Annotated in this window: 19 protein-coding genes; 7 read left to right on the top strand and 12 right to left on the bottom strand. The window is 69.0% G+C overall.

Features of this window, described 5'->3' with window-relative positions; all coding sequences use genetic code 11:
- Positions 1–58: 58 nt before the first annotated feature.
- The 3 genes from BLW09_RS07825 to glgA form a co-directional block, all read right to left on the bottom strand.
- Positions 59–310, bottom strand: a complete 252-nt coding sequence (locus BLW09_RS07825; protein WP_089910730.1) for a type B 50S ribosomal protein L31 — start codon at positions 308–310, stop codon at positions 59–61.
- A 155-nt stretch (positions 311–465) separates the two neighbouring features.
- The gene (locus BLW09_RS07820; protein ID WP_089910728.1) at positions 466–1,266 is read right to left on the bottom strand and encodes an ABC transporter ATP-binding protein; all 801 of its coding nucleotides are present in this window, start codon (positions 1,264–1,266) and stop codon (positions 466–468) included.
- Between the two features lie 30 nt (positions 1,267–1,296).
- Positions 1,297–2,487 (bottom strand): glycogen synthase, encoded by a 1,191-nt coding sequence (glgA, locus tag BLW09_RS07815; RefSeq protein ID WP_089910726.1) that lies wholly within the window; start codon positions 2,485–2,487, stop codon positions 1,297–1,299.
- A gap of 47 nt (positions 2,488–2,534) precedes the next feature.
- On the opposite strand from glgA, the gene BLW09_RS07810 reads away from it, so the two are divergent.
- On the top strand, positions 2,535–3,779 hold the full coding sequence (locus BLW09_RS07810; protein ID WP_089910722.1) for a glucose-1-phosphate adenylyltransferase: 1,245 nt from the start codon (positions 2,535–2,537) through the stop codon (positions 3,777–3,779).
- Entirely contained in the window at positions 3,776–4,438 is a 663-nt protein-coding gene (gene serB / locus BLW09_RS07805) for a phosphoserine phosphatase SerB (RefSeq protein ID WP_089910720.1), read from the top strand. The genes BLW09_RS07810 and serB overlap by 4 nt, the downstream gene beginning before the upstream one ends.
- A gap of 80 nt (positions 4,439–4,518) precedes the next feature.
- On the opposite strand, the gene fabG is transcribed toward serB, so the two are convergent.
- Entirely contained in the window at positions 4,519–5,229 is a 711-nt protein-coding gene (gene fabG / locus BLW09_RS07800; RefSeq protein ID WP_089910718.1) for a 3-oxoacyl-ACP reductase FabG, read from the bottom strand.
- A gap of 89 nt (positions 5,230–5,318) precedes the next feature.
- Between fabG and BLW09_RS07795 the strand changes: the two genes are divergently transcribed.
- The 3 genes from BLW09_RS07795 to BLW09_RS07785 are packed head-to-tail and all read left to right on the top strand — an operon-like array spanning position 5,319 to position 6,723.
- Positions 5,319–5,627 (top strand): DUF3099 domain-containing protein, encoded by a 309-nt coding sequence (locus BLW09_RS07795; RefSeq protein ID WP_218857024.1) that lies wholly within the window; start codon positions 5,319–5,321, stop codon positions 5,625–5,627.
- A 5-nt stretch (positions 5,628–5,632) separates the two neighbouring features.
- Positions 5,633–5,863, top strand: a complete 231-nt coding sequence (locus tag BLW09_RS07790) for a hypothetical protein (RefSeq protein ID WP_172824184.1) — start codon at positions 5,633–5,635, stop codon at positions 5,861–5,863.
- Positions 5,860–6,723 (top strand): SURF1 family cytochrome oxidase biogenesis protein, encoded by an 864-nt coding sequence (locus BLW09_RS07785; protein WP_089910712.1) that lies wholly within the window; start codon positions 5,860–5,862, stop codon positions 6,721–6,723. Before BLW09_RS07790 ends, BLW09_RS07785 begins: the two co-directional genes overlap by 4 nt.
- A 98-nt stretch (positions 6,724–6,821) precedes the next feature.
- Here the strand turns inward: BLW09_RS07785 and BLW09_RS07780 are convergent, their stop codons facing one another.
- From BLW09_RS07780 to sufB, 6 genes are all read right to left on the bottom strand, one after another.
- Positions 6,822–8,420, bottom strand: a complete 1,599-nt coding sequence (locus tag BLW09_RS07780) for an ABC-F family ATP-binding cassette domain-containing protein (protein ID WP_089910709.1) — start codon at positions 8,418–8,420, stop codon at positions 6,822–6,824.
- A gap of 102 nt (positions 8,421–8,522) precedes the next feature.
- On the bottom strand, positions 8,523–8,852 hold the full coding sequence (locus BLW09_RS07775) for a metal-sulfur cluster assembly factor (RefSeq protein WP_089910706.1): 330 nt from the start codon (positions 8,850–8,852) through the stop codon (positions 8,523–8,525).
- 23 nt (positions 8,853–8,875) lie between these two features.
- The gene (gene sufC, locus BLW09_RS07770) at positions 8,876–9,667 is read right to left on the bottom strand and encodes a Fe-S cluster assembly ATPase SufC (RefSeq protein WP_089910704.1); all 792 of its coding nucleotides are present in this window, start codon (positions 9,665–9,667) and stop codon (positions 8,876–8,878) included.
- 2 nt (positions 9,668–9,669) lie between these two features.
- The gene (locus BLW09_RS07765; protein WP_089910701.1) at positions 9,670–9,999 is read right to left on the bottom strand and encodes a non-heme iron oxygenase ferredoxin subunit; all 330 of its coding nucleotides are present in this window, start codon (positions 9,997–9,999) and stop codon (positions 9,670–9,672) included.
- The gene (gene sufD / locus BLW09_RS07760) at positions 9,999–11,225 is read right to left on the bottom strand and encodes a Fe-S cluster assembly protein SufD (protein ID WP_089910698.1); all 1,227 of its coding nucleotides are present in this window, start codon (positions 11,223–11,225) and stop codon (positions 9,999–10,001) included. Before sufD ends, BLW09_RS07765 begins: the two co-directional genes overlap by 1 nt.
- Positions 11,222–12,640: a Fe-S cluster assembly protein SufB gene (gene sufB / locus BLW09_RS07755; protein ID WP_089910696.1), complete on the bottom strand. Its 1,419-nt coding sequence runs from the start codon at positions 12,638–12,640 to the stop codon at positions 11,222–11,224. Before sufB ends, sufD begins: the two co-directional genes overlap by 4 nt.
- 328 nt (positions 12,641–12,968) lie before the next feature.
- Between sufB and BLW09_RS07750 the strand changes: the two genes are divergently transcribed.
- Positions 12,969–13,910, top strand: a complete 942-nt coding sequence (locus tag BLW09_RS07750; protein WP_089910693.1) for a COX15/CtaA family protein — start codon at positions 12,969–12,971, stop codon at positions 13,908–13,910.
- On the opposite strand, the gene BLW09_RS07745 is transcribed toward BLW09_RS07750, so the two are convergent.
- Positions 13,884–14,444, bottom strand: a complete 561-nt coding sequence (locus BLW09_RS07745) for a GNAT family N-acetyltransferase (protein WP_089910690.1) — start codon at positions 14,442–14,444, stop codon at positions 13,884–13,886. The genes BLW09_RS07750 and BLW09_RS07745 overlap by 27 nt on opposite strands.
- A gap of 86 nt (positions 14,445–14,530) precedes the next feature.
- The gene (locus BLW09_RS07740) at positions 14,531–15,451 is read right to left on the bottom strand and encodes a heme o synthase (protein ID WP_089910687.1); all 921 of its coding nucleotides are present in this window, start codon (positions 15,449–15,451) and stop codon (positions 14,531–14,533) included.
- Positions 15,452–15,755: 304 nt separating this feature from the next.
- On the opposite strand from BLW09_RS07740, the gene tkt reads away from it, so the two are divergent.
- A complete protein-coding gene (gene tkt, locus BLW09_RS07735) occupies positions 15,756–17,846 on the top strand; it encodes a transketolase (RefSeq protein WP_089910684.1) in 2,091 nt (696 codons plus the stop codon).
- Positions 17,847–17,849: the final 3 nt, after the last annotated feature.

Here is a 17,849-nt window from a genome sequence, read left to right as displayed (position 1 = left end):
GCCCGCCGCGGAACGACGAAGGCCCCCGTCCAGAGGACGGGGGCCTTCGCGGTGCGGCTTACTTGCCGAAGCTCTTGTAGCGCGAGTTGAACTTCTCGACGCGGCCGGCCGAGTCCATGATGCGCTGCTTGCCCGTGTAGAACGGGTGCGACTCGGAGGAGATCTCGACGTCGATCACCGGGTAGGTGTTGCCGTCCTCCCACTTGATGGTCTTGTCGCTCGAGACGGTGGAGCGGGTGAGGAACGTCGCACCCGAGGCCAGGTCGCGGAAAACCACCGGGGCGTAGTCGGGGTGGATGCCAGTCTTCATCAGGACTTCCTTGTTGCAGCTAGTAGTCGGTTCGGTCGTGTCCGCGCAGACCGCGTGGACGGGAAGCTTCAGACCCGCGAGCCCGGGATCGCAGCCATGACGGCGCGAACGGTTCGGGGACCAGCTATCGAGTCTAGCAGATCGCGGGCGGGCGATCAGCCCTCGACGCCCTGGCGCGCCCGGGCGGTGTAGCGGCCGTCCGACTCCGTGATCTCCACGTCGATGTCGAAGGTCGCACTGAGGTTCTCGCTCGTCAGCACATCGCCGATCGGGCCCTGGGCGGTGATCTCGCCGTCCTTGAGCAGCAGCGCGCGGTTGAACGCCTGCGGGATCTCCTCGACGTGGTGCGTGACCATCACGATCGCGGGTGACTTGGGGTCGCTGGCGTACCCGCCGAGCAGCTGAAGCAGCTCCTCGCGACCGCCGAGGTCGAGGCTCGCCGCCGGTTCGTCGAGCAGCAGGATCTCCGGATCCGTCATCACCGACCGGGCGATCTGCACCCGCTTCTGCTCGCCGTCGGACAGGCTGCCGAAGGTGCGCTCGGCGAGGTGGTCGAGGTGCCATTCGGAGAGCACCCGGTGGGCACGGCGCTCGTCGATGTCCTCATACAGCTCGTTCCAGCGGCCGGTCACCGCGTACGCGGCGGTCATCACGACATCCAGCACGCGCTCGTTCCGCGGGATGCGCCGGGCGAGCGCGCTCGAGGCGAAGCCCAGCAGCGGTCGCAGCTCGGCGAGGTCGGTGTGGCCGACCGACTCCCCCAGCACGACGGCCTCTCCCGAGCTCGGGTGCAGAGCCGCCGCGGCGATCTGCAGCAGGGTCGTCTTCCCCGCGCCGTTCCTGCCCAGGATGACCCACCGCTCGTCCGGTTCGACCGTCCAGTCGATACCCTTCAGGACGGGGTTGCCGTCCCGCACAACGGACACGTCGGAAAGTCGGAGAACGCTGTCGGCCATAACCTCCAGCCTAGCGTCGCCGGGCGCCCCTCAGTGACGACCGGCGAGGGAGCGGTACACGTCCCGGGTCTGCTCCGCGATGGCCGTCCAGCTGAACGAGGTCTCCGCCCGCTCACGCCCTGCGCGGCCCATCTCGGCCGCTCGCGCCGGGTCGGAGGCCACCTCGGTGAGTGCCGCCGCGAGGTCGGCGACGAAGGCGTCCGGGTCGGTCGGGGTGCCCGTGCCGTCCTGCAGCTGCCGGATCGGCACGAGTCGTCCCGTCACGCCGTCCACGATGACCTCGGGGATGCCGCCGGTGGCCGTGCCGACCACGGGCAGCCCGCAGGCCATCGCCTCCAGGTTGACGATCCCCAGCGGCTCGTAGATCGACGGGCAGACGAAGACGGTGGATGCGGTCAGCGCGATGCGGAGCTCGTCGTTCGGGAGCAGGCGGTCGATCCAGACCACGCCGTCGCGCTCACGCTGCAGCTCCTCCACGAGCCCGGTCACCTCGGCCAGGATCTCCGGCGTGTCCGGAGCGCCGGCGCACAGGATGACCTGCACCTCGGGCGGCAGCATCCTGGCCGCCCGCAGCAGGTAAGGCAGCCCCTTCTGGCGTGTGATGCGGCCGACGAAGATGACGGCCGGGCGGTCGGGGTCGATCCCGAGGGCTCGCGCGCGGTCGTCGTCGCGCAGCGGCTGCCAGCGCTCGAGGTCGATGCCGTTGTAGATGGTGACGACCTTGGTCGGGTCGAGCTCCGGATACGAGGCGAGGATGTCGCGGCGCATCCCGTCGCTGACCGCGATCACGGTGTCGGCGGCCTCGAACGCGGTCTTCTCGATCCAGCTGGACACGCGGTAGCCGCCGCCGAGCTGCTCGGCCTTCCACGGCCGGAGCGGCTCCAGGCTGTGCGCCGTGACGACGTGCGGGACGCCGTGCAGCAGCTTCGCCAGGTGGCCGGCGCCGTTCGCATACCAGGTGTGCGAGTGGACGACATCCGCTCCCCCGCAGTCCTGCGCCATCTGCAGATCGACGCCGAGCGTGGCGATCGCCCCGTTGGCGTCGGCGAGTTCGGCGGGCACGCGGTAGGAGGCCGTATCCGGCTCGTCCCGCGGCTCGCCGAAGGCGCGGACGATCACCTCGGTGTCGGTCCGCAGAGCCTTCACGAGCTCGGTCACATGGACCCCGGCCCCGCCGTAGATGTCCGGCGGATACTCCCGGGTGAGCAGATCGACGCGCATGTCCGAAACGCTAGTACAGCGATCAGTTCGCCTCTACTGTTGTGGACATGGCATCAGGCAAGAAGATCTTCGGCATCGTCCTCGCGGGCGGAGAGGGAAAGCGGCTGATGCCGTTGACGGCGGACCGGGCGAAGCCCGCCGTCCCGTTCGGCGGGCAGTACCGCCTCATCGATTTCGCCCTGTCGAACCTGATCAACTCGCAACTGCGCCAGATCGTCGTCCTCACCCAGTACAAGTCGCACAGCCTCGACCGCCACGTGTCGCAGACCTGGCGCCTCGACGGCATCACCAACTCGTACATCGCGTCCGTCCCCGCTCAGCAGCGGCTCGGCAAGCGCTGGTTCTCCGGGTCGGCGGACGCCATCCTGCAGAGCCTCAACCTGCTGCGCGACGAGAAGCCGGACATCGTGGTCGTCGTCGGCGCCGACCACGTGTACCGGATGGACTTCGCCCAGATGATCGAGGCGCACATCGCCTCCGGGGCCCCGGCGACGGTGGCCGCGATCCGCCAGCCGATCGGGCTCGCGGACCAGTTCGGCGTCATCGAGGTCGAGCCGGAGCGCACCGACCGCATCGGCGCGTTCCGCGAGAAGCCGCGCGACCCGATCGGCCTGCCCGACTCGCCCGACGAGGTCCTCGCCTCCATGGGCAACTACGTCTTCGACGCCGATGCGCTCATCGACGCCGTGGTGCGCGACGGCGACCGCCCCGACTCCAACCACGACATGGGCGGCGACATCATCCCCGACTTCGTGGCGCGCGGCGAGGCGGCGGTCTACGACTTCAACAACAACGACGTCCCCGGATCGACCGACCGCGACCGCTACTACTGGCGCGATGTCGGGACGATCGACTCGTTCTTCGAGGCCCACCAGGACCTCATCTCGGCCCTGCCGGTGTTCAACCTGTACAACCGGTCCTGGCCGATCTTCAGCCAGGTGCTCAACTCCCCGCCGGCGAAGATCGTGCGCGACGGACGCGGCGCCCTCGGCACGACCATCGACTCCATCGTCTCGCTCGGCTCGGTGATCTCCGGCGCCCACCTCGAGCGCAGCGTCCTCGGCCCGTGGGCGAAGGTCGACTCCGGCGCGAAGGTCGTCGACTCGGTCGTCTTCGAGCGCGCGATCATCGAGCCGAACGCGTTCGTCGGCCGCGCCATCCTGGACAAGGACGTGGTGGTCGCCGAGGGCGCCCAGATCGGCGTGGATGCGGATCGCGACCGCGCCAGGGGCTTCACCGTGACCGACTCGGGCATCACCGTGGTCGGCAAGGGCGTCCACGTCGTTCCATGACGACCGAACAGCACCCCAGGTCCGCCTCCGTCCTCGTCGTCCTCGACGCCGACTCCACGCTGCTCCAGGACGAGGTCATCGAGCTGCTCGCCGATGAGGCGGGCTCCCGTCCGGAGGTCGCCGAGATCACCGAGCGCGCCATGCGCGGCGAGCTCGACTTCGAAGAGAGCCTGCGCGAACGCGTCCGCACCCTCGCGGGCCTGCCCGCCGCCGTGTTCCAGCACGTCGGTGAGCGCATCCGGGTGACCGAGGGCGTCCCGGAGCTCATCGCCGGGGTCCAGGCGGCGGGCGGCGTCGTCGGCGTGGTGTCCGGCGGCTTCCACGAGCTGCTCGACCCGATCGGCGAACGCCTCGGGCTCGACCACTGGCGCGCCAACCGGCTCGTGGTCGAGGACGGTCGGCTCACCGGCGAGGTCGACGGACCGGTGGTGGATGCGGCGGCCAAGGCTCAGGCGCTGCTGCTCTGGGCCGCCGACGCCGGCGTGCACCTGCGGCAGACGGTGGCCATCGGCGACGGAGCGAACGACCTGCGGATGATGGCGGAGGCCGGCCTCTCCGTCGCCTTCAACGCGAAGCCGCGGGTGCGGGCGGAGGCCGACCTGGTCATCGACCGGCCGGACCTCTCGCAGGTGCTCCCCCTCCTCGGCCTCCGCGGCTGAGCTCCCAGCCGACAGCTCCTGAGTTTTTCGGCCCGACACGCCGGTCGTGGGCCGAAAAACTCAGGAGCTGTGTGCGTGGGTCAGTGCCCCATCCCGAGACCGCCGTCGACGGGGATGACCGCGCCGGAGATGTAGCCGGCGTCGTCTCCGGCGATCCACGTCACGACCTTCGCGACCTCCGAGGCCGACGCGAAGCGGCCGGCCGGGATGCTCTTCTTGTACTCTGCCTGCTGCGCTTCGGGGAGCGCCGCCGTCATGTCGGTCTCGATGAACCCGGGCGCGACGACGTTCGCGGTGATGCCGCGCGCGCCCAGCTCCCGGGTGATGGACCGCGCCATGCCGACCAGCCCGGCCTTCGACGACGCGTAGTTGACCTGCCCGGCGCCGCCCAACAGGCCGACGACGCTGGAGATCAGGACGATCCGGCCGAACCGCGCCTTCAGCATCCCCTTGTTCGCCCGCTTCACGACACGGAACGCGCCGCCGAGGTTCGTCTCGACGACCGAGTCGAACTCCTCGTCCGTCATCCGCATCAGCAGCGTGTCCTTGGTGATGCCCGCGTTCGCGACGACGACCTCCACCGGACCGAGCTTCTCCTCCACCTCGGCGAAAGCGGCATCCACGGAGGCGGTGTCCGTGACGTCCGCGCGCACCGTCAGCGCGCCGGCCGGGCCCTCGCCGGACCGCGCGGTGACCGCCACCCGGTGGCCCTGGGCGACGAACTCCTCGGCGATGGCGTAGCCGATCCCCCGGTTGCCTCCGGTGACGAGGACGGTGCGTGGCGTGGTCATGCGATTCCCTTCAGGAAGACGGCTTTCTGCAGATTCGACCCCAGCAGGGCCGAACCCAAGTTTATGGACGTACGCTGGAGGCAACGCACATGAAGAAGCCCTCAGCACCGTCGATCACGAGTCTCCCCCTCTCTCCCGATGAGGAGCGACGGCACCGGATGATCAAGTATTCGGTCGCCATGGGCGTCCGCGTGCTCTGCCTCGTCGCCGCTGTGATCGTCCCCGGCTGGTGGGCCGCCATCCCGCTCGTCGGAGCGATCTTCCTGCCCTACTTCGCCGTGGTCATCGCCAACGTCTCGGTGGAGCAGGGTCGAGTCGCCGTTCAGCGTCCAGGCAGTATCGTTCCAGTTGCGCCCACTCCGCAGGCGCCGAAGGACGAGCCGCGGGAGGGCCAGTGATCGGGATGGGCGAGCCGGAGCCCCTGACGTGCTCGCGCGCCGGCTGCCGGGAGACCGCATCGTGGCGCATCGAGTGGCGCAACCCCCGCATCCACTCGGCCGACCGGGTGAAGGTGTGGCTGGCCTGCGACGAGCACGTCGACTACCTGCGCGAGTTCCTGGCCGCACGCGACTTCCCGCTGCGCGTCGTGCCGGCCGAGGGATCCGAGGTCGCCGCCGAGAGGCCGATCGCGTGACCGGATCGACGACCGGAGGGTGGCGCTTCGCGTTCTCCCGCCGCTGGCTCGGGTACCTGGCGTTCGCGATCGTGTTCGCCATCGCGTGCGGCTTCCTCTCCAACTGGCAGCTCGCGCGCAGCAAAGAGGCCGCTGCCGCGAACGCCCTCGTGACGGCGAACTTCGACCAGGCTCCCGTTCCGCTCGCCGACGAGCTGCCGACGCTCGGCTCGTACTCGCCGAAGCAGGAGTGGAAGCGCGTCACCGTGACGGGCACGTACGAACGCGACAAGCAGCTGCTCGTCCGCAACCGCCCCTTCAACGGCAACCCCGGATTCGAGGTCCTGACGCCGCTCCGCACAGCCGACGGCTCGCTGTTCATCGTGGACCGCGGCTGGGTCCCCACCGGCAACACCACGGACTCCCCCGACCACGTTCCGGCCGCGCCGCCCGGCACCGTGACCGTTGTGGCGCGGTTGAAGGCCAGCGAACCGGCCATCGCCGGGCGCACGGCGACGGGCGATCAGGTGGGCACCATCCAGCTCTCCGTCGTCGAGCAGAAGCTCGGAGGGGCCGACGTCTACACCGGCGCCTACGGGCTGCTCGACAGCGAGGACCCGGCCCCCGCCACCGCGCCGACGCCGACCGTGACCAGCCCGCCGACGCAGGATGAGGGCCTGCACTGGTCGTACATGATCCAGTGGATCATCTTCGCCCTGATCGGATTCTTCGGCCTCGGCTACGCACTGGTCACGGAGTACCGCAAGCGCAACTCCGAAGACCCCGCAGAACGCGAGCGCGCTGCGGCCCGCGAGCGGCGCCGCCGCGCGAAGCGCACCGACGCCGACGTGGAGGACGAACTCCTCGACGCCGCGCGCTGACCCTCCCCACCGCACGCCGCCGTCGAGTACGCACAAATTGCACGCCCCAGGGCCTCTGGGCGTGCAATTTTTGTGTACTCGACGGGGGCGCGGAGGGGTCAGGCGAGAGAGATGAGGTCGAGGTAGTCGCGCGACCAGTGGTCCTCGACGCCGTCGGGGAGGATGAGGACGCGCTCCGGGTTCAGCGCCTCCACCGCTCCCTCGTCGTGGCTGACCAGGACGACCGCGCCCTCGTAGTGCGCCAGCGCATCCAGGATCTCCTCGCGGCTCGCCGGGTCGAGGTTGTTGGTCGGCTCGTCGAGCAGCAGCACGTTCGCGCCGGAGACGACGATCATCGCCAGGGCGAGCCGGGTCTTCTCGCCGCCGGAGAGCACGCCCGCCGGCTTGTGCGCGTCGTCCCCCGTGAACAGGAACGAGCCGAGCACCCTGCGGGCCTCCGTCTCGGTGAGCGACGGCGATGACGACACCATGTTCTGGAGCACGCTGCGCTCGACGTCGATCGTCTCGTGCTCCTGGGCGTAGTAGCCGACCCGCAGTCCGTGGCCGGGCTCGACCTGCCCGGTGTCGGGCTTGTCGACGCCCGCGAGCATCCGGAGGAGCGTGGTCTTGCCCGCACCGTTCAGCCCGAGCACCACGACCTTCGAGCCGCGGTCGATGGCCAGATCGACGGCGGTGAAGATCTCCAGCGAGCCGTAGCTCTTGGACAGGTCGCTCGCCTGCAGCGGCGTGCGGCCGCACGGCGCCGGTGTCGGGAACCGCAGCTTGGCGACCCGGTCGACCTGGCGCACGTCCTCCAGCCCGGCGAGCAGCTTCTCGGCACGCGCGACCATCTGGTGCGCCGCCGCGGCCTTCGTCGCCTTCGCGCCGAACTTGGCGGCCTGCAGCTGCAGGGCGCCCGCCTTCTTCTCGGCGTTAGCGCGCTCCTTCTTGCGGCGCTCCTCGTCGGCGGCGCGCTGACGCTGGTAGTTCTTCCAGCCCATGTTGTAGATGTCGATGACCTGGCGGTTCGCATCCAGGTAGAAGACCCGGTTGACCGTCTCGCCGACCAGTTCGACATCGTGCGAGATGACGATGAAGCCACCGGTGTAGTTCTTCAGGAACTCACGCAGCCAGATCACCGAGTCGGCGTCCAGGTGGTTCGTCGGCTCGTCCAGGATCATCGTGCGGGCATCGGAGAACAGGATGCGCGCCAGCTCGATGCGCCGGCGCTGGCCGCCCGACAGCGTCTTCAGCGGCTGGTCGAGGATGCGGTCGGGCAGGTTGAGATTGGAGGCGATGGATGCGGCCTCGGCCTCGGCGGCGTACCCGCCGAGCAGGTGGAAGCGCTCCTCCAGCCGTCCGTACTTCTTCATCGCCGCTTCGGACACGGCGGAGTCGGTGCTCGCCATGTCGACGGTGGCCTGCTGCATCCCGAGGACGATCGAGCCGAGGCCCCGGGCGTCGAGGATGCGCGTGCGAGCCAGGTCGTCGAGGTTGCCGGAGCGGGGATCCTGCGGCAGGTAGCCGAGCTCGCCGGAGCGGTCGACCTTTCCGGCGGTCGGCAGCAGGTCGCCGGCGAGGACCTTGGTGAGCGTCGTCTTGCCGGCGCCGTTGCGGCCGACGAGTCCGATCTTGTCGCCGTCGGCGACGCGGAAGCTCACGTCCTCCATCAGAAGGCGTGCGCCAACGCGCAGCTCCAGCCCCTGCACGGCAAGCACGTCGTTCTCTTCTCTACTCGGTTCTCAGCAAACAGTTCCGGACTTTTCGGCCCGACACGCCACGGCGCGGTCGAAAAAGTCCGGAACTGTTGGAAGGGGGGTTCAGATGGCGAAGCCGAGGGCGCGCATCATGTCGCGCCCGTCGTCGCTGATCCGCTCGGGACCCCACGGCGGCATCCACACCCAGTTGATGCGGAAGGCCTCGACGATCCCGTCGAGCGCCTCAGCCGTCTGCTCTTCGAGCACGTCGGTCAGCGGGCAGCCGGCACTGGTGAGCGTCATCGAGATGATGAGCGCGTTGTTCTCGTCGTCCCAGGCCAGATCGTAGATGAGGCCCAGGTCGACGACGTTGATCCCGAGCTCGGGATCCATGACGTCCTTCAGCGCCTCTTCGACCTGGTCGAAGAGCGCGGGACTCAGAGTGGCGGGCATGGTGGGATTCTACCTCTCGAAGCTCAGGAACCGACCTCGGCCGCCGATGCGGCCGCGGGCTCGGGGGCGTCGACGTAGCGGTCGTAGCCCTCCTCCTCCAGGCGGTCGGCCAGCTCGGGGCCGCCCTGCTCGGCGACGCGGCCGGCGACGAACACGTGCACGAAGTCCGGCTTGATGTAGCGGAGGATGCGTGTGTAGTGCGTGATCAGCAGGATGCCGAGCCCGGTGTTGGCCTTCGCCCGGTTGACGCCCTCCGACACGATCTTGAGCGCGTCGACGTCGAGGCCGGAGTCGGTCTCGTCGAGCACGGCGAACTTCGGCTTGAGCAGCTCCAGCTGGAGGATCTCGTTGCGCTTCTTCTCGCCACCCGAGAAGCCCTCGTTGACGTTGCGCTCGGCGAACGACGAGTCCATGCGCAGCGCGCCCATCGACTCCCGGACGTCCTTCACCCAGGTGCGGATGGACGGCGCCTGGCCGTCGATCGCCGTCTTCGCGGTGCGGAGGAAGTTGGTGTTGGTCACGCCGGGGATCTCGACCGGGTACTGCATGGCGAGGAAGAGCCCGGCGCGGGCGCGCTCGTCGACGGTCATCGCGAGGACGTCCTCGCCGTCGAGCGTGATGCTGCCCTGGGTCACCGTGTACTTCGGGTGACCGGCGATCGTGTAGGCGAGGGTGGACTTGCCGGAGCCGTTCGGGCCCATGATCGCGTGGATCTCACCTTCGTTGATGGTGAGGTCGACGCCGTTCAGGATGGGCTTGGTGCCCTGGTCCGTCTCGACGGTGACGTGGAGGTCGCGGATCTCGAGGACTGACATGGTTACTTGTTCACTTTCGGGGCGCTGGGGTCGATGAAGACGTCTCCGTCGATGATCTCGACGGGAAACACGGGGACCGGCTCGTAGGCCGGGAGGTTGAGGGGCTTGCCGGTGACCAGGGAGAACTGGGAGCCGTGGGCCCAGCACTCCAGGGTCTCGTCCTCGACGAAGCCCTCGGAGAGCGAGATCTCGCCGTGGGTGCAGGTGTCGCCGATGGCGTGCACCGCACCGGACGAGTCCTTGACGACGGCGATGGGGACGCCATCGAGCACGACGCGGGTGGCCTGGTTCTCGACCAGCTCCGCGACGGCCGCGACGCGCTGACCCGCCATCAGTTCTCGGCCCCGGCGTTCGGCGCGGACGGCGTCGACGCGGTGACCGTCGCCGACTCCAGCTCGTCCTCGATCTTGGCCTGCAGGCGCTCCTGGAGCGCCGGCGAGCCGATCTGCTGGACGATCTCGGCGAGGAAGCCGCGCACGACCAGACGGCGCGCCTCCTCCTCCGGGATGCCGCGGGACTGCAGGTAGAACAGCTGCTCGTCGTCGAACCGGCCGGTGGCGCTCGCGTGACCGGCCCCGAGGATGTCGCCGGTCTCGATCTCGAGGTTCGGCACGGAGTCGGCGCGGGCGCCGTCGGTCAGGACGAGGTTGCGGTTCTGCTCGTAGGTGTCGGTGCCGACGGCCGACGGGCCGATCAGCACGTCGCCGATCCAGACCGTGCGCGCGCCGGCGCCTTGCAGCGCACCCTTGTAGGTCACGCGGCTGCGGGTCTCGGGGCCGTCGTGGAAGACGTACACCTGCTGCTCGAGGTGCTGGCCGGCGTCGGCGAAGTAGGCGCCGAGGAGTTCGGCGTCCGACCGGGCGCCCGCCAGGTGGGCGGACGGGTTGAGCCGGACGACCCCGCCGCCGAGCGTGACGGCCACGTGCTTGATGCGCGCGCCCTCGCCCAGTTCGGCGAAGTGGGCGGCGACGTGGAGGGAGTCGTCGTCCCACTCCTGGAGCGACACGACGGTGAGGTCGGCGTCCTTCCCCAGCAGGAACTCGACGTTCTCGGTCAGGTGCGCCGATCCGGTGTTCTGCAGGATCAGCGTCGCGACCGCTCCGGGGGCCACCTCGACGACCGTGTGCGCTGCGCGCGCCGGTCCGCCGAGGGCGGAACGGGTGAGCGTCACCTCGCGGCGGTCGCCGCTGAGGTCGGCTCCGATGGTCACGAGCAGGGCCTGCTCGAAGGCCGTCCAGGCGTTGGCGGACGCGCGGTCCTCCGGCTTCCCGCCTGCGCCGATCCTTGCGTCGTCCCGCGTGATCCACGCGGTGGTCACGCCGGGAGCGGCGGTCACGTCGTACACATACGGCGAGCCGTCCAGCTCACCCGTGATGAGCTCCTGGAGCCGCGCGACGGGCGTGTACTTCCACATCGGCTCGCGACCGGTCACCGCGGGGAAGTCGGAGACCTCCGTCGAGGTGAACCGCTCGGCACGGCTCTGGACGGGGACGGGCGCGCGCAGGTGCTTCGGGGCGGGGGCGGCCGTGTCGGTCGTCGTCGTCTCGATCTGCGTCATCCGACAGAGCCTTCCATGCCCATCTCGATGAGCTTGTTGAGTTCCAGTGCGTACTCCATCGGGAGCTCGCGGGCGATCGGCTCGATGAAGCCGCGGACGATCATCGCCATGGCCTCGTCCTCCGGGAGCCCGCGCGACATCAGGTAGAACAGCTGCTCCTCGCTCACGCGCGACACGGTCGCCTCGTGGCCGAGCTGCACGTCGTCGACGCGGATGTCGATGGCCGGATAGGTGTCGGACCGCGAGATCGTGTCGACGAGCAGCGCGTCGCAGCGCACAGTGTTGGCGGAGTGGTGCGCGTTCGCGTCCACCCGCACCTCTCCGCGGTAGCCCGCGCGCCCGCCGCCGCGTGCGATCGACTTGGAGACGATCGACGACTGCGTGTACGGAGCCATGTGGATCATCTTGGCGCCGGCGTCCTGGTGCTGACCGGGGCCGGCGAAGGCGACGGACAGCGTCTCGCCCTTGGCGTGCTCGCCCATCAGGTAGATCGACGGGTACTTCATCGTCACCTTGGAGCCGATGTTGCCGTCGATCCACTCCATCGTCGCGCCCTCGGCCGCGGTCGCCCGCTTGGTGACGAGGTTGTAGACGTTGTTGGACCAGTTCTGGATGGTCGTGTAGCGGACCCGCGCGTTCTTCTTGACGATGATCTCCACGACCGCGGAGTGCAGCGAGTCCGACTTGTAGATCGGCGCCGTGCAGCCCTCGATGTAGTGGACGTAGCTGCCCTCGTCCGCGATGATCAGGGTCCGCTCGAACTGGCCCATGTTCTCCGTGTTGATGCGGAAGTAGGCCTGCAGCGGGATCTCGACGTGGACGCCCTTCGGCACGTAGACGAACGAGCCGCCCGACCACACAGCGGTGTTCAGCGCGGCGAACTTGTTGTCGCCCGCCGGGATGACCGTCCCGAAGTACTCCTCGAAGATCTCGGGGTGCTCGCGGAGCGCGGTATCGGTGTCGAGGAAGATGACGCCCTGCTGCTCGAGGTCTTCGCGGATCTGGTGGTAGACGACCTCGGACTCGTACTGCGCGGCGACACCGGCGACGAGACGCTGGCGCTCCGCCTCCGGGATGCCGAGCTTCTCGTAGGTGTTCCGGATGTCCTCCGGGAGGTCTTCCCAGCTCTGCGCCTGCTTCTCGGTGGAGCGGACGAAGTACTTGATGTTGTCGAAGTCGATCTCCGACAGGTCGGCGCCCCAGGTCGGCATGGGCTTGCGCTCGAACAGCTGGAGGGCCTTGAGGCGGCGTTGCAGCATCCACTCGGGCTCCTTCTTGAGCGCCGAGATGTCTTTCACCACCTCGGGCGAGAGACCGCGACGAGCGGTGGACCCCGCGGCGTCGGAATCCGACCAGCCGAACTCGTACTGCCCCAAAGAGGCGAGCTCAGGCCGATCGATCAGGATGTCTGACATATCTACCTCGTTTCCTTCCACTCGTAACCGGATATCAGTCCGGCTCATTCCCCTCGGAGAACACGGCTCACGCCGGTCGCCCCTGAGCGTCCTGATTGTGCGGGTGGCGGTGACTGCGTACCAACACGTGCGTACCTAGACTGTTCGGAGAGACGGGCCACGATGCCCCGGCGATGGACGGAGAAACCGGCCGCGCCACGCGCTGGGATGCGCGTTCCTCGAACCCACCAATTCTACAGGTGCGGCGCGGTATTAGTAGAGGCGCGCCTGCGCATTGCCCGAGTATCCGCAACCGGCCCCGCCGATCCGACCGAGAGAGTCCCGAACCATGAAGCGCATCATCGCCTGGCTGCCGGATCGTGTCGACGGACGGCTGAAGGCGATCGCCTGGGTGTATCTGGTCGGCCAGGTCGTCCTGGTCGGGACCGGCGGCCTCGTGCGGCTCACGGCCAGCGGCCTCGGCTGCCCCACCTGGCCCAAGTGCACGAGCGACTCTCTCGTGAACACGCCGGAGATGGGCGTCCACGGCTTCATCGAGTTCGGCAACCGCGTCCTCAGCGCTCTGCTCGCGGTGGTCGCCATCGTCGCGTTCCTGGCCATCCTCCGGATGCGGAAGCAGCGCCCCGACCTGTTCTGGCTGACCCTCATCGCCGGCCTCGCCATCCCCGCGCAGGCGGTCATCGGCGGGCTCAGCGTCCTGAGCGGCCTGAACCCCTACGTGGTCGGGCTGCACTTCGTCGTCTCGATCGCGCTGGTCGCGACCTGCACCGCCTTCGTCTTCCGCGTCTACGCCGTCCCGGGCCCGCGCGTCCGTGCCGTCCCCGGGTGGTTCGCGGGCGTCGCCCACCTCACCAGCGCCGTCGTCGCCGTCACGATCCTGGTCGGCATCCTCACCACCGGCAGCGGTCCGCATGCCGGAGACGCGAACGCCCCGCGGAACGGGCTGAACCCCGAGATCCTGCAGCATGTCCACGCGATCCCCGCGTACGTCACCTTCGCGCTGACCCTGGTGCTCGTCGTGGGGTCCTTCCGGTCTCGCACCACCCAGGTGCACCGCTTCACGCAATACCTGCTCGCCGTCGAGCTGGTGCAGATCGTCGTCGGGCTCATCCAGGCGAGCACGGGGCTGCCGGGCATCCTGGTCGGCATCCACATGACCCTCGCCGCGCTGCTGGCCTCAGCGATGACCGCGGTCATCCTCTCGCTCAAGGCTCCGGCGGCGGCGCTGGACGTGCCGGAGGGGTCAGCGGCCGACGCCGTCGCGGCTTAGCCGGCCGACGCGCGCCTCGCGCGTCTCTCCGTTCAGGCTGACGACCGAGCGCATCCCGTCGCCGAAGCCGAAGCCGACGGCCTCCGCGAGCCGCCTGCTGGACTCGTTGCCGGGCACGTACTCCCAGTTCAGGCGGTCGAATCCCAGCCCATCGGGGTCGAGCGCGTAGCGGGCGACGGCGCCGAGCGCCTCCCGCATGTAGCCCTGCCCGCGCGCCCACGGCCCGGACCAGCAGCCGAGCGAGGCCGAGCCGGGGTGCTCGTCTTTGCGCACCTCGAGCGCGCCGAGGAGGCGGCCGTCGCCGCGTGCCCGAACAGCCCACACGGTGTACTGGCGGCTCGCCAGCCCGTGCGGGCAGTAGCTGCGCACGAAGAACTCCGCGCTCTCGCGGGTGTATGGCGACGGCAACGGCACCCAGCGCTGGGTCTCGGGGTCCTGACAGGCGGCCAGCACGTCCGGGACGTCGTCGTCCGTCGGGGCGTCGAGCACGAGGCGGGGCGTCGCCAGACGCATGGTCAGCACCGGTGCCGTCATGCGCACATGCTAGAGCCAGGCGGACCTTCGTGGCACGGGTTTTCGCGTACGGACTCCCCGGCGGGCGCTGTCAGCCGCGGCCGCGCTCAGAACGGCAGCAGCGGGTCGATCGCGACGGCGAGGAAGATCAGCGTCAGGTAGGCGATCGAGCCGTGGAAGACGCGCATCGGCGACACCGTCTCGTGACGGATCGCGAGGTTGTACAGACGGTGCGACTCGTAGATGAACCAGCCGCCGGCGACCAGGGATACGGCCGTGTACAGCAGCCCCATCCCGGCGACCGGGATGAGCAGGAGCGAGCACGCCACCATGGCCCACGCGTACAGGATGACCTGGAGGCCAACCACGGCGCGCCCGCGGACCACCGCGAGCATCGGCACGCCGGCCTCCTGGTAGTCCGACCGGTACTTCATCGACAGCGGCCAGTAGTGCGGCGGCGTCCAGAGGAAGATGATGCCGAACAGGATGACGGGCGCCCAGTCCAGCGAGCCGGTCACGGCCGCCCAGCCGATCAGCACGGGCATGCAGCCGGCGACGCCGCCCCAGACGATGTTCTGCGGCGTGCGGCGCTTGAGGATGAGCGTGTAGAAGACGACGTAGAGCAGGATGGCCGCGACCGAGAGCGCGGCGGCGAGCCAGTTCGTGAAGAATCCGAGCACCAGCACCGAGGCGATGCCCAGCGCCCAGGCGAAGACGAGAGCCTCGCGGTCGGACAGCTCGCCGGTGACGAGCGGGCGGTTCTTCGTGCGCCGCATGACGCGGTCGATGTCACGGTCGATGTAGCAGTTGAAGGCGCCGGCGGACCCGGCGCTCATGTAGCCGCCGACGACCGTGGCGAGCACCAGCCACAGGTTCGGGATGCCGTGCGCGGCGAGGATCATCGTCGGGACGGTCGTGACCAGGAGCAGTTCGACGACCCGCGGTTTGGTGAGGGCGACGTACGCCTTCACCTTGCGAGCGACGCCGATGCGGCCCGGTTCGACACGGCTCTCTACAGCGACGTCCATTGCTCCTCGTGATGTGTCGGCGGATGTACTCAGACGGTATCCGATTCTACGTCACGTCGAGGACCGGCCGACCGGGTACCCCGTGTACGCCCCTGGCACAACCGGCTGGGGGAACACCCCACGTTTCGTGCGCGTTACCTATACTTGGAGGTGCTCGCCAGCCGAAGCCCTGTTCCGGCCGCACTCTTTGTAGGACGGTGACGGAGGAATGGCTCGGCGCCGATGACGTCCACGGCGCGCACTACCTCAACCGGTGCGGGTTCCACGACGACCCTCACCACATCGACGAAGGGTCAGTTTTCACGTGGCAGCACTGCAGTGGGATCCCATTGACAACAAGGCAGTAGACACGGCGCGCGTCCTCGCGGCCGACGCGGTGGAGAAGGTGGGCAACGGGCATCCCGGCACCGCCATGAGCCTCGCCCCCGCGGCCTACCTGCTGTTCCAGAAGGTGATGCGCCGCGACCCGCGCGACCAGCACTGGCTCGGCCGCGACCGCTTCATCCTCTCGGCGGGCCACTCGTCCCTGACCCAGTACATCCAGCTCTATCTGGGCGGATACGGTCTCGAACTCGACGACCTGAAGAAGCTCCGCACCTGGGGCTCCCTCACCCCCGGCCACCCCGAGTACGGACACACCGACGGCGTGGAGATCACCACAGGACCTCTCGGTCAGGGCATCTCCTCCGCCGTCGGTTTCGCTTATGCGGAGCGGTTCGAGCGCGGTCTGTTCGACCCGGACGCCGCTCCCGGCACCAGCCCGTTCGACCACTACGTCTACGTGATCGCCTCCGACGGCGACCTCGAGGAGGGCGTCAGCTCCGAGGCGTCGTCGCTCGCCGGCCACCAGGAGCTCGGCAACCTGATCGCGATCTACGACAGCAACCAGATCTCGATCGAGGACGACACCGACATCGCGTTCACCGAGGATGTCAAGGCGCGGTACGAGGCGTACCACTGGGACGTCCAGGTGGTCGACTGGAAGAAGACCGGCGTCTACCGGGAGGACGTGCAGGAGCTCTACACGGCCATCGAGAACGCCAAGGCGGTCACCGACAAGCCGTCGCTGATCATCCTCAAGACGATCATCGGCTGGCCTGCGCCGAAGAAGCAGAACACCGGCAAGATCCACGGTTCCGCGCTGGGCGCCGACGAGCTGCGTGCGGTCAAGGAGGTGCTCGGCTTCGACCCGGAGCAGACCTTCGAGGTCGCCGACGAGGTCATCGAGCACACCCGCAAGGCGATCGAGCGGGGAGCCGCCGAGCGCGCCGAGTGGCAGAAGGGCTTCGACGCCTGGGCCGAGGCGAACCCCGAGCGCAAACAGCTGCTCGACCGCCTCCTGTCGGGCGAGGCGCCCGACCTCGAGAGCGTCATCCCCGTCTTCGAGCCGGGCAAGGACGTCTCGACCCGCGCCGCGAGCGGCAAGGTGCTGAACGCCATCGCTCCTGCCATGCCGGAGCTGTGGGGCGGTTCCGCCGACCTCGCCGAGTCGAACAACACCACCATCGAGGGCGCCCCCTCGTTCGTGCCGAGCGAGCGCTCGACCCACGAGTGGACGGGCAACCCGTACGGCCGCGTGCTGCACTTCGGCATCCGCGAGCACGCGATGGCCGCGATCATCAACGGCATCGTGCTGCACGGACCGACGCGTCCGTTCGGCGGCACGTTCCTGATCTTCAGCGACTACCAGCGCCCGTCGCTGCGTCTGTCTGCCCTGATGGACATCCCGTCGATCTTCGTCTGGACCCACGACTCCGTGGCGCTGGGCGAGGACGGCCCGACGCACCAGCCGATCGAGCAGCTCTCGACACTGCGCGCCATCCCCAACTTCACGGTCGTCCGCCCCGGCGACGCCAACGAGGTGGCCTGGGCCTGGAAGACCATGCTGGAGCGCCGTCAGGGCCCGGCCGGCATCGCGCTGACCCGCCAGAACATCCCGGTGTTCGAGCGCGGAGAGGGCGAAGCAGAGGGCGACACCCTGGCGTCGGCGAAGAACGTCGCGAAGGGCGCGTACATCCTGGCCGAGGCGCCGGGCGGCACGCCGGACGTGATCTTCATCGCGACCGGCTCCGAGGTCCAGATCGCACTGGAGGCCCGCGAGGAGCTGCGCGGCGAGGGCATCAACGCCCGCGTCGTCTCCGCCCCGAGCCTCGAGTGGTTCGCCGAGCAGCCCGCCGAGTACCGCGAGAAGGTGCTCCCCGAGGCCGTCAAGGCCCGCGTCTCGATCGAGGCCGGTCTGGCGCTCGCCTGGGACAAGATCGTCGGCGACCACGGCCGCAGCGTGTCGATCGAGCACTTCGGTGCGTCGGCCGACTACAAGACGCTGTTCCGCGAGTTCGGCATGACCACCGAGCACGCCGTGTCCGCAGCGAAGGAATCGCTCGCGTCGCTCTGAGCG

Origin of the sequence: Leifsonia sp. 21MFCrub1.1 (genome assembly GCF_900107895.1) — a bacterium.
Lineage (GTDB): Bacteria > Actinomycetota > Actinomycetes > Actinomycetales > Microbacteriaceae > Leifsonia > Leifsonia soli.
This window is presented reverse-complemented; position numbering and strand designations above follow the sequence as displayed.

Excerpts from the sequence above, each read along its gene's own strand:
- BLW09_RS07825 (WP_089910730.1), bottom strand. The coding sequence starts at position 310 with ATGAAGACTGGCATCCACCCCGACTACGCCCCGGTGGTTTTCCGCGAC.
- BLW09_RS07820 (WP_089910728.1), bottom strand. The coding sequence starts at position 1,266 with ATGGCCGACAGCGTTCTCCGACTTTCCGACGTGTCCGTTGTGCGGGAC.
- glgA (WP_089910726.1), bottom strand. The coding sequence starts at position 2,487 with ATGCGCGTCGATCTGCTCACCCGGGAGTATCCGCCGGACATCTACGGC.
- BLW09_RS07810 (WP_089910722.1), top strand. The coding sequence starts at position 2,535 with ATGGCATCAGGCAAGAAGATCTTCGGCATCGTCCTCGCGGGCGGAGAG.
- serB (WP_089910720.1), top strand. The coding sequence starts at position 3,776 with ATGACGACCGAACAGCACCCCAGGTCCGCCTCCGTCCTCGTCGTCCTC.
- fabG (WP_089910718.1), bottom strand. The coding sequence starts at position 5,229 with ATGACCACGCCACGCACCGTCCTCGTCACCGGAGGCAACCGGGGGATC.
- BLW09_RS07795 (WP_218857024.1), top strand. The coding sequence starts at position 5,319 with ATGAAGAAGCCCTCAGCACCGTCGATCACGAGTCTCCCCCTCTCTCCC.
- BLW09_RS07790 (WP_172824184.1), top strand. The coding sequence starts at position 5,633 with ATGGGCGAGCCGGAGCCCCTGACGTGCTCGCGCGCCGGCTGCCGGGAG.
- BLW09_RS07775 (WP_089910706.1), bottom strand. The coding sequence starts at position 8,852 with ATGCCCGCCACTCTGAGTCCCGCGCTCTTCGACCAGGTCGAAGAGGCG.
- sufC (WP_089910704.1), bottom strand. The coding sequence starts at position 9,667 with ATGTCAGTCCTCGAGATCCGCGACCTCCACGTCACCGTCGAGACGGAC.
- BLW09_RS07765 (WP_089910701.1), bottom strand. The coding sequence starts at position 9,999 with ATGGCGGGTCAGCGCGTCGCGGCCGTCGCGGAGCTGGTCGAGAACCAG.
- sufD (WP_089910698.1), bottom strand. The coding sequence starts at position 11,225 with ATGACGCAGATCGAGACGACGACGACCGACACGGCCGCCCCCGCCCCG.
- sufB (WP_089910696.1), bottom strand. The coding sequence starts at position 12,640 with ATGTCAGACATCCTGATCGATCGGCCTGAGCTCGCCTCTTTGGGGCAG.
- BLW09_RS07750 (WP_089910693.1), top strand. The coding sequence starts at position 12,969 with ATGAAGCGCATCATCGCCTGGCTGCCGGATCGTGTCGACGGACGGCTG.
- BLW09_RS07745 (WP_089910690.1), bottom strand. The coding sequence starts at position 14,444 with ATGACGGCACCGGTGCTGACCATGCGTCTGGCGACGCCCCGCCTCGTG.
- BLW09_RS07740 (WP_089910687.1), bottom strand. The coding sequence starts at position 15,451 with ATGGACGTCGCTGTAGAGAGCCGTGTCGAACCGGGCCGCATCGGCGTC.